The sequence below is a fragment of the Botryobacter ruber genome (assembly GCF_003347595.2).
Classification (GTDB): domain Bacteria; phylum Bacteroidota; class Bacteroidia; order Cytophagales; family Hymenobacteraceae; genus Pontibacter; species Pontibacter ruber_A.
The window spans coordinates 1-16,616 of the sequence record NZ_QCZK02000056.1 but is presented as its reverse complement, the minus strand read 5'-3'; the positions used below and the strand labels follow the sequence as shown (position 1 = coordinate 16,616).

Annotated in this window: 11 protein-coding genes; 7 read left to right on the top strand and 4 right to left on the bottom strand. The window is 49.8% G+C overall.

The features are described from left to right. Positions 1-279: 279 nt before the first annotated feature. The 3 genes from DCW36_RS19685 to DCW36_RS19675 all read right to left on the bottom strand — a co-directional run bounded on the left by DCW36_RS19685 (position 280) and on the right by DCW36_RS19675 (position 4,419). Entirely contained in the window at positions 280-1,086 is an 807-nt protein-coding gene (locus tag DCW36_RS19685) for an NYN domain-containing protein (protein ID WP_114784080.1), read from the bottom strand. A 234-nt stretch (positions 1,087-1,320) separates the two neighbouring features. Further along, positions 1,321-2,727, bottom strand: a complete 1,407-nt coding sequence (locus tag DCW36_RS19680) for an OmpA family protein (RefSeq protein WP_205702966.1) — start codon at positions 2,725-2,727, stop codon at positions 1,321-1,323. A gap of 402 nt (positions 2,728-3,129) precedes the next feature. Next, a complete protein-coding gene (locus DCW36_RS19675; protein WP_114784076.1) occupies positions 3,130-4,419 on the bottom strand; it encodes an aminopeptidase P N-terminal domain-containing protein in 1,290 nt (429 codons plus the stop codon). A 215-nt stretch (positions 4,420-4,634) separates the two neighbouring features. Here DCW36_RS19675 and DCW36_RS19670 point away from each other — a divergent pair, with 215 nt between their 5' ends. The 4 genes from DCW36_RS19670 (at position 4,635) to DCW36_RS19655 (ending at position 9,221) form a co-directional block, all read left to right on the top strand. Then, a complete protein-coding gene (locus tag DCW36_RS19670; protein ID WP_114784074.1) occupies positions 4,635-5,774 on the top strand; it encodes a glycosyltransferase family 4 protein in 1,140 nt (379 codons plus the stop codon). Between the two features lie 149 nt (positions 5,775-5,923). After that, positions 5,924-6,676 (top strand): hypothetical protein, encoded by a 753-nt coding sequence (locus DCW36_RS19665; protein WP_114784072.1) that lies wholly within the window; start codon positions 5,924-5,926, stop codon positions 6,674-6,676. 160 nt (positions 6,677-6,836) lie between these two features. Next, positions 6,837-8,069: a M16 family metallopeptidase gene (locus DCW36_RS19660; protein WP_114784070.1), complete on the top strand. Its 1,233-nt coding sequence runs from the start codon at positions 6,837-6,839 to the stop codon at positions 8,067-8,069. Positions 8,070-8,576: 507 nt separating this feature from the next. Beyond that, the gene (locus DCW36_RS19655) at positions 8,577-9,221 is read left to right on the top strand and encodes an O-methyltransferase (RefSeq protein WP_114784068.1); all 645 of its coding nucleotides are present in this window, start codon (positions 8,577-8,579) and stop codon (positions 9,219-9,221) included. A 164-nt stretch (positions 9,222-9,385) separates the two neighbouring features. Here the strand turns inward: DCW36_RS19655 and DCW36_RS19650 are convergent, their stop codons facing one another. Continuing rightward, entirely contained in the window at positions 9,386-10,015 is a 630-nt protein-coding gene (locus DCW36_RS19650; RefSeq protein ID WP_128396996.1) for a DUF4190 domain-containing protein, read from the bottom strand. Positions 10,016-10,448: 433 nt separating this feature from the next. Here DCW36_RS19650 and DCW36_RS19645 point away from each other — a divergent pair, with 433 nt between their 5' ends. From DCW36_RS19645 to DCW36_RS19635, 3 genes are all read left to right on the top strand, one after another. Next, the gene (locus DCW36_RS19645; protein ID WP_114784062.1) at positions 10,449-12,827 is read left to right on the top strand and encodes a LysM peptidoglycan-binding domain-containing protein; all 2,379 of its coding nucleotides are present in this window, start codon (positions 10,449-10,451) and stop codon (positions 12,825-12,827) included. Between the two features lie 790 nt (positions 12,828-13,617). Then, the gene (locus DCW36_RS19640) at positions 13,618-15,804 is read left to right on the top strand and encodes a PAS domain S-box protein (RefSeq protein WP_114784060.1); all 2,187 of its coding nucleotides are present in this window, start codon (positions 13,618-13,620) and stop codon (positions 15,802-15,804) included. Between the two features lie 3 nt (positions 15,805-15,807). Next, positions 15,808-16,212, top strand: a complete 405-nt coding sequence (locus DCW36_RS19635) for a response regulator (RefSeq protein WP_114784058.1) — start codon at positions 15,808-15,810, stop codon at positions 16,210-16,212. Positions 16,213-16,616 lie beyond the last annotated feature (404 nt).

The window sequence follows — 16,616 nt, the reverse complement described above, 5'->3', positions numbered from 1 at the left end:
TCAAATACCATGCTTAAAATCAGTAAAAAATAACTGTAACAGCAAATACTGATAAATAACGAATTCAGGTAAAAAAAGATGTAGTTTGTTTGAATATAACCCGTTTAATAACAGTTTTTTAGCAAAATTTACAATTCCTGCTTCCGGGTGCTGCGAGGATTACTTCCGGTTCTTTTGCAGTTGCCTTTGCCGATCCGGTCTTTAGTAAGCCTTGCAAGGCACACGGGCAGCCTCTGGCCCGATAATAAGTTTGCTTGCTGGTGTTATGTCTGTTGGGTATCAGGCTTTTACAGTGTCAGCTGCTTTCCTGGTTTTTCTGGGAGCGCTTCTACGGCCGGGCTTCCGTTTGATGTAGACAGCCGATGAGCTTTTGTCGTCCTCTTTCCGGATAAGAAACAGGTCTTTCTGGGCTTTAATCAGTTGCAGGAGTTGGCTGTAGCCAAACGTGCGCGGGTCGAAAGCCGGATCGAGCTGGCGCAGGCCCATGCCAATGGCGCCCAGGTGTGCCCAACCGTCTTCGCCAACGGCCATGCTAAAAGCTTCTTTCAGCAAAGGCACCGGGTTGGGGTGTACATTCTCCTGCCCGTTGATGGTGTTCTTGTCGGCAGCCGCTATTTTCTGCTCATCTATTTCACCTGACAGGTTTTCGGTGTAGATAAAGATGTTGCAGGCGTTTACGAAGGGCTTAGGGGTTTTGCGTTGCCCTATCCCCATCACAAATATACCCGACTCCCGGATGCGGGTGGCCAGCCGGGTGTAGTCGCTGTCGGACGATACGATGCAGAAGCCATCTACCAGTTTGCTGTGCAGCAGGTCCATGGCATCTATAATGAGGGCGCTGTCGGTGGCGTTTTTGCCCACCGTGTAGCGGAATTGCTGGATGGGCTGTATAGCGTGGTTGTTCAGGCAATCTTTCCAGCCATTCATCTGGGGCGTGGTCCAGTCGCCGTAAATCCGGCGGATGGTAATGGGGCCGTATTTCCCTACCTCAGCTAAAAGCTTTACGATCAGGTTAGGTTGTGCATTGTCGCCGTCAATCAGCATGGCCATGCGTTGCGGTTTTTTCTCAGAATATGCTTCTTTCATAAAATGTTGATGCCGGGGCTGTTGTTGGGTGCCCCGGCTGTTGTGTTCGTCTTTCTTTATTATACTTAAAGCGACAGGATGAGTTGTGTTTGAGCGGATGCGTACGAAAAGCGGGGCTTATTATTTTGCTGCAGCTGCCACCACTCCCTTTGCTCCTGCCCCGATACAAAAAAGAAGCGCTCCGCAGCAAGTAGTTGCGGAGCGCTTCTGGCATTTATGCTACGGATTTAACCGTTACGGAAGGTTCAGTTTCAGGTCAGGTGTGTTCAGCTCGAATCCGACACGCCTGTTTTTGGCACGTCCCTCAGCTGTTCTGGCTTTAGAGAGCCTGGTGTTTACCTGTACCAGCGGCTGGGTTTCGCCATAGCCTTTGGTTACCAGTCTGTCTGCGTTTTTCACGCCTCTCGATACCAGGTAATCTTTAACAGCTTGTGCTCTGCGTTCAGAAAGCGCCTGGTTGTACTCTTCGGTGCCAATATGGTCGGCGTGGCCTTTGATGAGCAGCACGTGGTTCGGATATTTCTCCAGTGCCGTTACAATGCTGTCGAGCAACTGCTGGTAGCCTGGCTGTACGCGTGCCTGGTCAAACTCGAAGCGCACTTTCTGTTCCATCAGTTTCAGCGTTTCTGCATCTATTTCAGGGCATCCGCCTTTTTCTTTTGGTCCGGCATTGTTAGGGCAAAGGTCTTCATGATCCGGAACACCGTCACCGTCTGCGTCCATTGGGCAACCGTTGCTGTCTATCTGTACGCCAGCTGGTGTGTCAGGGCATTTATCCAGGTGATCCGGAACACCATCGCGGTCGGTGTCGAGCGGGCAACCGTTGCTATCTACCTGTACGCCGGCAGGAGTGCCAGGGCATTTGTCCTGGTAATCCGGAACCATGTCACCGTCAGCATCAACAGGGCAACCATTCTCGTCTACCTGTACGCCCATTGGTGTGTTCGGGCATTGGTCTTTTTTGTCCGGAACGCCGTCTTCGTCGGTATCTTTCGGTCTTCCGAAGTTAAAGCCGATACCGGCTGTGTGCTGCAGGAAGCGGTCGTTGTTGCCCATGGCTTCCTGGCCTTTGGCAGGCTGGTAGTCATAGGAGTCGTTGCTGGTGTAGTGTGCTCCTGTCTGCACAAAGGCATAAAATTTATCCGAGAAACGGAAATTGATACCTACACCACCAAAGCCTGCTATAGCCGTCAGGTTGTCCGTATAATTGGTGCCGTTGGCTACTCCTCTGTTTCTTACAATGTGAGGTCCGCCGGCTACTACCAGGTAAGGCCCCAGGAAGAAATCTTCGGGTAACAAGGTACCATAAAGTTTTAAACGCAGTCCTACCATCGGCACTGTGAGTTTGGCATCGAGGGTATTGTTCGGATCACCATGTTCTTCCGATCGGCCATAGCTGAAATGGAAGCCGGCATCCAGTGCCCGGTTCAGGTACCGGTGATATGAAAAACCGCCGCCCCAGCTCAGATGGCTCGACCACCATTGATTTGCCAGTTCGCCCTTATACTGCAGAACGCTCGGATAAATCTGGATGCTGTTTTGGTGGTCTTCATTTTGTGCATGTAAGGCTGTATTTCCGGAAAGCAGAAACACAAGCACCATTGCTGCGGCTGTACCTAATTTTGTTAGAAATGTTCGCATATTTTTAAAGGATATATATTTTGATATGACCATACGCACATGTTTCAGCGTAAGTTTTTGTTATTCCTAAAAAGTTATATATCAACATTAACTTTTTTTGCTGAAAGATGTGAAATGAGAGAGAAAAAGCGCTTTATCGATGCAAAGTAACTTCTATATTTATAATTATCAAAACACTATATAATGTTTCGACAACAAATGCTGATCAATATTTGTTAGTAAAACAGCTCTTGTCCCTGATTCTGAAGCTGGGTTTATAGGTTGAACTTGTCGCGTTGCAGAAAGTTGTACGGCAGGTAAATATATTTTGTAAAGGCACTTTTTAGGCAGGCAGATAAACAAAAAAAGGCTGCCAGTTTGTGTGGCAGCCTCCTTAACGGGTGTGTGAACGATGCTAGAAACTTACTTTTTCATCAGCTTCTCAATATCGTCTGCTTCCAGCGGTATGTTCTCCATCAGGTCAATTGCGCCGTTTTTAGTAATAAGAATATCATTTTCGAGGCGTATGCCAATGCCTTCTTCCCGGATGTAAATGCCCGGTTCGCAGGTAAACACCATGCCTTCTTCAAAAGGACGGTATTTGTTCCCGACATCGTGCACATCCAGTCCCAGCAAATGCGAAGTGCCGTGCATAAAGTATTTCTTGTACAGCGGCTTTGCCGGGTCCTGGTTCCGTACGTCGGCTTCGTTGAGGAGACCCAGCTTAATGAGTTCATTTTCCATTACCCTGCCCACAAAGGCATGGTACTGGTCGAGCGAGTTGCCGGGCACCAGCATTTGTTTGGCTGCTTTCATTACCGTCAGCACCGAGTCGTAGACTTCGCGTTGCCGTTTGGAAAATTTTCCATTTACAGGAACGGTGCGTGTCAGGTCGGCGGCATAGTTGGCGTACTCGGCTCCGAAATCCATCAGCACCAGGTCACCGTCTTTGCATTCGCGGTTGTTATCGACATAATGCAGGATGCAGGCATTGGCACCCGAAGCAATAATAGAGCTGTAGGCAGGGCCGCGGGAGCGGTTGCGCAGGAACTCGTGGCTTATTTCTGCTTCTATTTCATACTCCATTACGCCGGGCTTGATAAAGCCCAGTAAGCGGCGGAAAGCTTTTTCGGTAATTTCACAGGCCGTTTTGATCAGTTCTATTTCAGGCTCCGACTTCACGGCACGCAGCTTGTGCATGATGGGTGCGCTCCGCTCGTACTTGTGCAGGGGGTAATGTTCTTTGCACCATTTAATAAAACGGGCGTCCCGGGTTTCCACCTCCACTACCGCGCGCAGGTGCTCGTTGGTGTTCAGGTACACGTGTTCCGCTTCGGCCATCAGGGAATTCAGCACCTGCTTAAATTCACTTAACCACAGCACCGTTTCGATGCCGGATATCTCCCGCGCCTGCTCTTTGGTCAGCTTATAGCCTTCCCATGTCAGAATAAGGTCGTTGGTTTCCCGCAGAAAAAGGATTTCCTGCATGCGCGGGTCTTTGGCTTCCGGAAATAAAACAAGTATGCTCTCTTCCTGGTCGATGCCCGACAGGTAAAACAGGTCGCTGTTCTGCCGGAACGACATAGTGCCGTCTGCGTTGGTCGGCATTATATCGTTGGAATTGAAAATAGCAACAGAACAGGTGTTGAGTTGCTTGCTGAAGTTATGGCGGTTCTGAATAAATAAGTCCTGAGGTATAGGCTGATATCTCATTTTTGTTGGAGTTGTAGCTGTTTTACAGGCATAAAATGCGACTGGCATGCCCTGCCTGCAGTACTAAGATAGAACTAAAATCTTAAAATAAAATATTTGCGGTTGCTTTTTGATACCGGCTGGTTTGCCGGCAAGGCTGGTGCATTTTGTCGCTGAAAACTCATTTCAGTGGAAAAGTATAATTTCGTAATTTTGGGGCGAATAATACTTACCCTATGATCCGGATCGGCTTTGATGCCAAACGTGCTTTTAATAATACTTCTGGTTTGGGCAACTACAGCAGGTTTGTGATCTCGAGCATGGTCCGGCAGTACCCCGAGCAGGATTACCTGCTTTTTACACCTGCTGTGTCGCCTGTTTTCGAAGACTTTATTCATGCTGCGGCCTCGGTGCAGGTGGTAACGCCGGGCAATGGGTTCCGGAAAAAACTGGCGTCGCTGTGGCGGGTATTCGGCATGGATACGGTCCTGAAGCAGCAGCGCGTCGACATTTACCATGGGCTGAGCAACGAAATGCCCTATGGGCTGCCGCCAGGGCCTTACAAGCGCATCGTTACCATCCACGACCTCATTTTTATGCGCTACCCCAACCTGTACAACGCGGTTGACCGGTTGATTTATAAACGGAAAGTAACCGATGCCTGCCGCCAGAGCGACCGGATAATTGCCATTTCGGAGCAGACCAAAGCCGATCTGCAGCACTACCTGCAGGTAGATGCCGCTAAAATAGAAGTTGTGTACCAGGACTGTGACCCGGTTTTTCACCAGCGCTGTACGGCGCAGCAGCTAGCGTTTGTGCAGCAGAAGTATAAGCTGCCCCCTACTTTTATTCTGAGTGTGGGTACGCTGGAGAAACGCAAAAACCAGCTGCAGCTGCTGCAGGCCTGGCACAGCAGCGGCTTGTCAGATGTAGCAGCAATTGTGTTTGTGGGGCGCAAAACTGCTTACACCGACGAGCTGCGCGCTTTTATTCAGAACCAGAAGCTGCAGGATAAAGTATTTTTTCTGCCTTACATCCCGTTCCAGGAGCTGCCTGCCATTTACCAGCTGGCGCACCTGTTCATCTACCCATCGGTTTTCGAAGGTTTCGGTATTCCGATTGTGGAGGCGCTTAACAGCGGTGTGCCGGTTATAACCTCTACCGGCTCCTGTTTCAGTGAGGCAGGCGGTCCGGAAAGTATCTACATACCACCCGGCGATGCCGGTGCCCTGGCTGCAGCCATGCAGCGGGTGTTCGGAGACGAAGCCCTGCGGCAGCGGATGATTTCCTCCGGTTTTGCCCATGCCCGGCAATTCCGGGCCGAACGAACGGCTGCCCAGCTGCAGCAGGTGTACCAGGAGGTGCTGGGGAGGTAAATTCAGCCTCAAAACAGCAAAGCAGGGAACCGCGGTGCCAGGGATGGTAAAATATGTCTCCGGAGAAATCGTTGAAGTCGTGATTCAGAAGTTGAAGTGGTACAGCTGCTCCAGCATCAGTAAACAGATAATATCCAGCCCTAATGCATATGAAAACAACCTTTTCCCGATTACTACCAGTAGCAGTGCTTTCCCTTTTCCTGTCCGGATGCGTTTCCACGTACATGCCTAACGTGCCGAATGTGCCCATGTTCACGCAGCAGGGGGAACTGAGTGCGGGAGGACATATTACCCCCAAAGGCAATATTACCTTCAATACAGCTTATGCGGTTTCGGACCATGTGGGGGTGCTGCTGAATGGTTCCATGCTCAACAGCGAGCGGGACAAGCGCGATTTCAGGCACAACCTGCTGGAGGCTGGCGGCGGCTACTTTACCACCTTCGGCGAAAAAAATAAGCGCATCCTGGAGGTCTACGGCGGCGTTGGTGGCGGCAGCAGCGACCGTACCGAACGAAGCACCGATGAGCAGGGCGTGCTGGTTTCGGAGCGGCGGGAGGCGAAGTTCAGCAAATATTTTGTGCAGGTAAACTTTACTTCCAAGCGAAAAAAATCCTGGAAGCTGTTCGGACGGGAGTTTCCTTTAAATTACGGCACCGCCCTGCGCGCCAGCTACATCAACATGGGCACGCACCGATTCAATGGAGTTCCGGCACCCGAAGAAAGCAATATTTTCCTGGAGCCTATTTTTTACACGCGCCTGCAGCTCAACCCTTCGGTGCAGCTGCAGTACACGAGCGGTTCCAACTTTGGCCTCCGCAACCGGAAAGCGCTAACGGCCGGCTATTCTGTGTTTTCGCTTGGTTTTGTGATCAACGTAGGCGGGCGCAACCTCAAAAAGTAGCCTGTTTTGTTCTGCAGCCACAGTCACCACAGCCTCAGCTCATTACTTTAAACCAAAGCAAGTAAGCTGCTGCTGTCACAGGTTTGTCTGCAGCCGTTTACAATGCCCGGAACCGATTCTGCTACTTTTTCCGTACCTTTGCAGGCTAATTCCGGACTGAATGCTCGATTATTATATACATACCCTGCCGAACGGGATTCGCATTGTTCATAAGCAGGTTTTACATACCAAAATCGCCCACAGTGGCTTTATATTAGATATCGGGAGCCGCGACGAGCTTCCGGAAGAACAGGGCCTGGCGCATTTCTGGGAGCACATGGCCTTTAAAGGCACCGTTAAACGAAAGTCTTTCCACATCCTGAACCGGCTCGAGTCGGTGGGAGGGGAGCTGAATGCCTATACCACCAAAGAAAAAATCTGCTTCTACAGTTCCGTGCTCGACAAGCACTTCGAGAAGTCATTTGAGCTGCTCACCGATATTACCTTTCGTTCCATTTTCCCGGAGCGGGAGATAGAGAAGGAGCGGGGCGTGATCCTGGAAGAAATGTCGATGTACCACGACAACCCCGAAGAAGCCATCGTGGATGAATTTGATGCCGTGGTGTATAAAGATCATCCGCTGGGCAACAACATCCTGGGCACCAAAGAGAGCGTGTCGGGCTTTGTAAAGCAGGATTTCCTGAACTTCATCGACCGCAACCTCAGCACCGACGCCCTCGTCTTTTGCTCCGTCAGCAACCTGCCGTTTGAGAAAGTGGTGAAGCTGGCCGAAAAGTACCTGTCCGAATTACCGACTATTACCAAGCAGCGGGACCGGCAACCGGTAACCCTTTACGCTCCCCGTGCCGTCACCATCGAAAAACCGATTTCGCAGGCGCATTGCGTGCTGGGCGGACCAGCCTATGCCCTCAACGACGACCGCCGTATCCCGTTTTTTATGCTGGTCAACATCCTGGGCGGTCCGGGCATGAACTCAAGGCTGAACCTGGCGGTGCGCGAAAAGCACGGGCTGGTGTACACCATCGACGCCAATTACGCCACCTACATTGACACCGGGCTGCATTCTATTTATTTTGGAACGGAGAAAAAGCAACTGAAACGAACCACAGCACTGGTGCTCAAAGAGCTGAAGCGCCTGCGCGAACAGCCGCTCGGCTCGCTGCAACTCCACATGGCCAAGGAGCAGCTGATGGGCCAACTGGCCATGGCCGAAGAAAGCAACATCGGCCTGATGATGATGATGGGCAAAAGCATCCTGGACCAGGGGAAGATCGACACGCTGAACGAGATTTTCGCCCAGATAAAAGCCGTAACTTCTTCCAGCCTGATGGACATCGCCAACGACACGCTCCAGGAAGACCAACTGAGCTACCTGAATTATGTACCGGCTTAGCGAAGTTAAAGAGTTTAGGAGTTAGAGAGTTTAGGAGTTAGAAAGGTAGAGAGGTAGAAAAGTAAAGAGGTAGAAAGGTAGATTTTGTAGGGGTTGAACATTTCAACCCTGTAACATAAATGTAGAGAGGTTGGGGGTATGGTTGTAGAGACGCGGTGCCCGCGTCTCCTGCACGAATCACAAACAAATACTATCAATCCCGCCATTCCTTAAATCTTCTTAATCTTGTTCAGACAACACTAATCCTGAAAATTATTAAATTCTGTAAATCCTGATTCAGACAAAAAAATCCTGTACAGCCTTTAATCATTTAATCGTGTTCAGACAAATAGTCACAAAAATCATTTAAATCAAAAGAATCAGCGGTTCAGACAAGCAGCAGAGGCAATGGTGGCAGGCGCAGAAAGAAATTATAGGATTGAAAATCTTCACGCCCTACAAAATCTTTAACTCTTTATCTCCCAAACTCTCTAACTCTCTAACTCCCAAACTCTCAAACTCAAAACCATGGAATTTATAGACGAAGACCTGCAGCGTTATGCCGAGGAGCATACTTCCGCAGAAAGTGAGTTGCTTTACAAAATTAACCGCCAGACGCACCTGAACGTGCTCAAGCCCCGCATGCTGTCAGGGCACCTGCAGGGGCGTTTGCTGTCCATGTTCGCACACATGATCCGGCCAAAGCAGGTGCTGGAGGTCGGGACTTATACCGGCTACTCGGCCCTCTGCCTCGCCGAAGGCCTGCAGCCCGGTGGCACCCTGCACACCATCGATAAGAATGAAGAACTGGAGGATGTGGTAAAAGGGTACATTGCAGAGGCAGGTCTTACCGACAGCATCAAGCTGTACATTGGCAATGCCCTGGAAATCATTCCCACCATCAACGCGACCTTTGACCTGGTTTTCCTGGATGCCGACAAAGCCAATTATGCCAACTATTACGACCAGGTGTTCGACAAAATAGCGCCGGGCGGTTACATCATCGCCGACAATGTGCTCTGGAGTGGAAAGGTGCTGGAGAAGTACCGGAAAAAGCTCGACGAAGATACTGCTGCCATACTCGCTTTTAATAAAAAGGTGCAGGACGACGAGCGGGTAGAAAACATCCTGCTGCCGGTGCGCGACGGCCTGCTCGTGGCCAGGAAATTATAGCAAGCTTGCGTCTGTCGTTCCCACAGCTACATCAGGGGCCTTCGGCAGCTTTGGGATATTTCTGCTGCTGCCACCACACCCTTTGCTGCTCCTTACAAGCCCTGGCCGCTCCTAAGCGCAACAGGAAAGCCTGTGGCTGTAATCGGTGCAGGAGGAATATGCTGTCAGAAGTTGTTGTTCAGCAGGATCAGTACCAGCGCCGTGCCCAGCAGTCCCAGGATAATGCCTGCCCAGGCACGTACTTTTCCCCTGAGCTTCGCTTTGTTTTTTCGTATTTTTAACAAGCCTATAATGCTTAAAACCAAGCCTGTAAATGTAAGCGCGCCGCTGAAGAAAAGTAAATAAGGCGTAATAAATACCAACGCGATACTCACCACCCCAAACAAACTCAGGGCAAAGCCTGCTTCTATTGAGCCAACCATTGCCTTTTTCTTTCCTTTTGGTGGCGTCTGGTAGGCAGAGGCTGGTTCTACTGGGGGCTGTTCTGCCTTTACCAGCAGGTGTTCCTGCAGCGCAGCATTGGTAAGGGGGCGTAGCGCTATATTTTGTACCGGGCCTGCTGCCGGTGCGGTAGCGGCTGCGAAGGCTTCAGGATCAGCAGCAGCAGTTTGTTCAGGAACAACAGTGGGCGAGGCCGGTAGAGCAGCTGCAGCCGTGAAATGTTCCGATTGTGGTTGTTCCGGGGGAGCCAGGTAGCTACCGGCAGCGGGCGGAAAGAAAAAGATTTGTTTTGAAGAGCATCCGGCCAGCAGAAATACAACGGCCAGCAGTGCCAAAGTAGCTGTATTGTTCATGTTCACCTTGTAAATTCTAACGTGACAGGCGGTGCACTTACTGCCTGATAGTAATACGTAAACCAGCAAAATTTATCAACCTCGCAGCTGCCTTATCCGCTCCGCTGCACAACAATTTTTTTCCTGTTCATCGAAAATTATTTCTATACCCTCTGAGTAAAATATAACTGCCTGTGCCGGAAAGGATTGCCTTTTTTGCTGCTGCTCTGGCAGGCTGTTTTTCCCATTCCCGGAAGCTGATCTTACAAGACAATTAAAAATAACTTCAGGCCAAACTATAGTTTGAGAAACAAATAGCGTTATTTTTGCAATATCGCTTTCTTATATATAGAACGATCTATATTATAGCGTCTTAACTGCTTGTTGTTAAACAGAAAGTAGAGCCTTGTTTTTCCTGATTCAACCATAGCCAAGCCTAAATTATTTTTTTACCATGAGAAAGAATCTTTCGCTTCTCCTCCTGCTATTGCTGCCGTTGCTGGCTTTAGCGCAAGCTGTTACTGTACCCAAAAACGTGTATGTGGCTGACGTCCAGATTAAAATATCGGACAGGGCACAGCAGGAAATCCAGAAGAAAGTGGATGCCCTGCACCGGAACCAGAACTACTTCCGGTACCGGGTGGAACTGGCAGATGCCTATTTCCCGCTGATTGAGCGTGTGTTTAAAGAAGAAGGCGTGCCGGACGATTTAAAATACCTGGCTATACAGGAAAGCGGCCTGATAGGCGATGCTGTTTCTACGTCTAATGCCGTAGGCTACTGGCAGTTTAAGAAAGAGGCTGCCTCTGATTTTAACCTGCAAATGAACAGCCAGGTAGATGAGCGCAGGCACATTATAGAGGCCAGCCGCGGCGCTGCCCGCTATTTTAACCGCAGCAATGCCTATTACAACAACTGGTTTAACACCATCCTGTCGTACTACCTGGGGCCAACCGGTGCCAAATCCTACACCAGCACTTCCGACATCGGCAGCCGGAAAATGGAAGTAACCGAAAAAACGCACCAGTACCTGCTTACTTACCTGGCGCACAAAATTGCGTACGAGAACTTTGTGGGCAAAAACACGCCTCCTTCCCTAATGCTCAGCGAGATGCGGGGCACGCCCGGCCAGAGCCTGCTCGATATTGCCCTGGCAACACAGATAGATGCTGCCGAACTGGAGAAGTATAATAAGTGGCTGCTGGGAGGTACCATACCTTCGGGCAAAGATTATTATGTAATGGTGCCGGTGCGAAACGGAGCAGAGCCGGCCTTGCTGGCTTCTAAAGAACCTGTTACCCGCACTACCAGGACAAGTGCAAAACCAACCCGCTCCTCCATCACGAAACGAAACAACCTGACAGCCATAGTAGCGGGCAGCGGCGATACCAAACAAAAGCTTGCCTCGCAGGCCGGGCTTTCGGTGCGAAAGTTCCAGCGGTATAACGATATGCAGAGCTTCGATGAGGTGGAAGCCGGCGGTATTTATTACCTGGAAGCAAAACGAACTTCAGCAGAAACCGAGTACCACGTGGCCCAGCCTGGCGAAACTATGCTGCAAATCTCGCAACATTATGGCATCAGGTTAAAATACCTGCTCTTCAAAAACCGGATGGCACGTTACGAGTCGCCGGAGCCGGGGCGTGTACTGTGGCTGCAGAAACGCCGTCCGGCCCGCACGCCGGTCGAAATTCGTGAGCCGGGCAAGGCGCAGCCTGTCAGCACATCTGCCGGTACTGCTGTAGCAGCCACCACAGCCACTGCACCTTCTACAAAGCAAGCACAAACTAAGACAGAAACAGACAAACAGCCAGCGGCTAAGAAAGAGAACTTCTTTACAAGGCTGTTCGCGAAACTGAAAGGTAAAAAAGCGCAGCCAGCCGAGATAGAGCATGTAGCAGTAGGAGAGGCGGAAGTGTTTGAAACAGTAGAAGATCCCGAACCTGTAGCTGTTCCGGAAAAACCGGCAGCAGCCACAAAGCCTGCTCCTGCCGAAGAAGCGAAGCCTGCCGCCGTGCTGTATCCGGGTACAGGAACCGGTACTACTGCGCCGGCAGTTGCCCAGCCTAAAAAGGAAACTCCAGCAGCTCCTGTGGCAACCGTTCCTGCAACACCTAAAAAAGAAACAGCTTCGGCAACGGCTGTTGCTGCCGCAAAACCGGTTGCTGTAAAAGAAGCCCCGGCTGCTGCTCCCCAGCCTGGACCGGCACCTGCTGTGGGGGCGGGCGCAGGTACTACCAGGCACGTGGTGCAACAGGGTGAGACGCTGTATGGCATTTCCCGGTTGTATGCAGTTTCTGTCGTGGACCTGGTTAGCTGGAACAATTTAGGCGAAGAGCCGCTGCGCATGGGGCAGGAGCTGCTGATATCCCGGCCAGCGTCTGTGCCGGCCCAGGCAGCTGCCCCTGCCGTTGCCTCCAGTGCTGCCGAAGCTGTTGCTCCTGTAGCGCCAGCGGTTAAAACGGCACCTGCTGCACAGGAGGGCCATGCAACGCACGTGGTGGCGCCCGGCGAAACCTTGTACCAGATTTCCAAAAAATATGGCGTTACGCTGGATGAGCTGCGCAGCTGGAACAACCTGGAGGGCAACAGCATTTCTATCGGGCAGGAGCTGCATGTACAGGCGCCGGCAAGCCAGCCGGAAGCAGAAGCAACTCCTGAGGTACAGCCGGCAGCAGGCACCCGTACCCTTTACCATACTGTAGAGACCGGTGAGTCGATGTACCAGATTTCGCGCAAGTACGGCGTTACCATCAAAGACATTATGGAGTGGAATAAGAAAAGCGACTTTAATGTAGCCATCGGAGAGAAGCTCCTGATAAAGCAGCCGTAATACCAGGCGAAGCACTTTTATTAGCCAATTACAGACAGGTACCGTGCCGTATGTTGCCATGCGGTATGGTACCTGTTTTTTTTAGCTGCTGCGGGTAAAGCTGTGGTGGGAGGGGCTGTAAATAAAAACAACCTAAAGCCGTAAACTCAGCTACGCCGGAACCTGCAGGCAGGCTGCAAATGCTAACTGCACCTGCCTCCACTCCCACTGCACAACGTGCAGCGCATGGTTAGTCGGCTGCCTGCTTGCGGGTTGCTGCTTTTGGTTTGCAGGCAGTGGTCTGTTAAATATTCGGAGGCGCCGTTTGGGCTGCTGTTCTTTCTTTTATCTAATTTGGTAGTGCTGCTGGCAGCCTGTGTTATTTTAAAAAGTTATCAGGTTTTATATTTCGTTCCTTTAGAATTTAATAGCTTTAGCAGGTAGCTTTTTGTCAGACGTAATAACTATCTGACAGCGTTTTGCAGCATTGTCAGAAAATATTCGTTCTTTGCAATATAAAGGTTAATACCGGGAGAGGGTTTGTACTATATTTTTAGTTTTCTATATGTTATTTATTTTTATAGAGCGGTTGTTCAACAAAAAATTAAATTTTTAGTACAAAGAATCATAACTGTTTCCGATATGAAAAAATAAGTTAAGTTGCTCCATAAGCTTTATTTAACTGCTGCCTTATTAAGTTCTCCGTTATCTGATCAGAAACTGGCAGGCTCACTCTGATTTTAAAAATTGATTCGTCGCTTACTTTCGTTCAATTTTATCCGGGGGATGGTCGGTGTTATTTACGATTGCTATGAAAAACACTTTTACACCTGATTTTTATGAATCACTTGTAAAAACCAATACAGACTTAATTGCTGTTTTAGACCAAACAGGTGTATATAAATATGTTTCTGAGGCTGCAGAATCAGTTTTAGGCTATCCTGCCCATGAACTGGCAGGAAAAAACAGCTTGGGCTTTGTGCATGAAGATGATCTGGCTTTTGTAGTTGCTGCGCTTCAAAAAGTTCGTACACGGGAAAGCCTGCCACTTCCGCTCTTCAGGATGAGAACCATTGCCGGAGACTGGAAATGGTTTGAGGGGAAGGTAACAAATAAACTGGAGGATAAAGCGGTGCAAGGACTGGTAACGGTTATAAGAAATGTTCCGGAGCAGGTTGATGCGCAAAGCACAAATGCACCGGGCGAAGTGTTTTATCATGCCCTATTCTATAACCACCCCGACGCTGTGTTTACCCTCGATGGCGAAGGAAAATATATTGAAGTAAATGCCCATGTGAGCCAGCTGACAGGCTACAGTAAGCAAGAGTTGCTGGGAACTTCTTTCCTGCAATACATCCACCCTGCTTATTACGATCGTGCGCAGGAAAGCCTGAACAGGGCAAACCAGGGGGTGTCTCATACGGCAGAAGAGCTGTCGATCGTTACCAGGCAGCAAACCGAAGCCATTGTTTGCCTGACCATTGTGCCCGTACTGCTGCATGGTGCTGTTATCGGGATACAGGGCATCGCAAAAAATATTACGAAAGACAAAGAGGCGGAGGAGCAGATCCGGAAGCAGGCGGAACAGCTTAACAGTATTATAGAAAGTATCGCCGACCCGTTTATCGTGCTCGATGAGCAGTGGCGCTATGCCTATGTTAACTCTGCTTTTGCCGCCTACCTGGGTAAAGACACTGAAGAATTTATCGGCCGGAATGTGTGGAAACTTTCCCCCGAACTAAAAACCCCCCTTTTTTATAAGAAAAGTTTAGAAGTAGCCGCTACCAACGAACCCGTTTCCTTTTACGAAACTTTCTCGGAACTCAGCAGTGCGCCTACTACCATGCACATCAGCATTTTTCCGTTCATGGGCGGGTTTTCGGTCTTCTTTAACGATGTTACCTTTGAAAAAGAACTGCAGGGAGAATTTGAAAAGCTGTCGTTGGTAGTAAGCAAAACAACCAATGGCATCATTATCCTGAGCCAGGACCGGAAAATTGAATGGATAAATTCAGGGTTTACGCGCCTGACCGGTTATACCCTGACAGATGTACTCCAGAAAAGGCCGGGAGCCATTTTGCGTGGGCCCGAAACCAACAAGCGGACAGTTTCCCGGATTGATGACCAGTTTGCCCTGGGTATTCCGTTCTCGGAAGAAGTGCTCAATTATCGCAAAACAGGCGAGCAGATCTGGGTAAAGCTCGACGTTATCCCAATCCTGAACGAAAAAAGGAAGGTGGTTAAGTTTATCTCCATTCTTACCGATATCACGGACAAAAAGAAATCGGAGCACAAACTTCTGCAGCTGGCCACCGACCTGTATAAGCAAAACCGCGATTTGCAGCAGTTTACTTACATTGTGTCGCATAACCTGCGGGCGCCGCTTGCCAACGCGACCGGTTTAACCAACCTGCTCTGTAAGGTGAAAAAAGAGTCTCCAATGTTCGATGAGGCGCTGCAGAAGTTAAAAATATCGATGAGGCGGCTCGACAATGTGGTTTCCGATATCAACTCCGTGCTTACCATCCGCGACAGCGAGCAGGTTGCCGCCAAAGAGCAGGTAGTGTTGCTGGAAGTATGCCAACAGGTACTTGCCAGCCTGAAGGATCAGTTAACGCTCTGCGGTGCAACCGTTAATGTAGAAATCCCGCCCGATTATACGGTGCACACCAACAAAGTGTACCTGTACAACATCCTGCACAGCCTCCTGGCAAACGCCTTAAAATACAGGTCCGAAACCCGCCCGCTTGAGGTTACGATCCGGTGCAGGCGCTATGGGAAAAGCAGTACTGCCATTTCGATAACCGATAACGGAACCGGAATGGACATGGAGAAAGTAAAAGATTCTATCTTTACGTTGTACAAACGGTTCCATCCGCACGTAGAAGGCAAAGGAATAGGCCTTTTTCTGGTAAAAGCGCAGGTGGAATCGCTTGGCGGCAGAATAAAGGTGAAAAGTAAACCGGATGCAGGCACAACATTTACAATATTTTTATAAGTAATGATCAGGAAAGTGTTTATTGTAGATGATGATGAGATAAGCATCTTTATCCTGGAGAGCTTTCTGATGACCGAAGGTTTCGCCGAAGAGTTTGTCGGCTTCCTGGATGCTGAAGAGGCGCTGCAGGTACTGCTTGATGCTGCTGATGAAGACCTGCCGGAAATAATTTTCCTGGACCTGAACATGCCTGTGCTCAGTGGCTGGGACTTCCTGGATGCGCTGCAGCCATACGAAGACAAGCTGCTGGGCAAATGCAGCATTTATATCTTAACCTCCTCGGTAGACCCTGCCGAAATAAAGCGCGCCCGGGACTATAAGCTGGTGGTAGATTACCTGCACAAGCCCCTGACTGAAGAAGCGATCGAAAAGATCGTAAAGCAAAACGCGCGTCTGAAGAATATTTAATGCTGGCAGGAGCAGCGGCTGTGGTGACTGCAGCAGCAAAGTAGAATATGCGCCGCAGCCGGTACCAATCGGGTTGCCTGTTTGCTTGTACAACTAACTTTGACCTTCTGCAGTATTCTGCACCTGCCACCACAGCCGCTGCTCCTTTGCAGCTGGCAACTACGAACAGACGGCTCTTTTTATATCAAATCGTAAAAAGGACCTTCCATTACATGACCTCCAATAGCTAGTTTGACTGCAGTTCGCCCACAAGGTACTGTCTTAAAAGTCAAGTTTTTTTATAGGATAATTTTGTTATCTTTGTCTTACCCAAAAGAGAGCTCCCAGCCGAAAGGTCACGGATGTTCATCTTGTGTAGCCCCGCTAGCCGGGGCTACTTTTTTATGCTGCTGCGCAGCAACCCA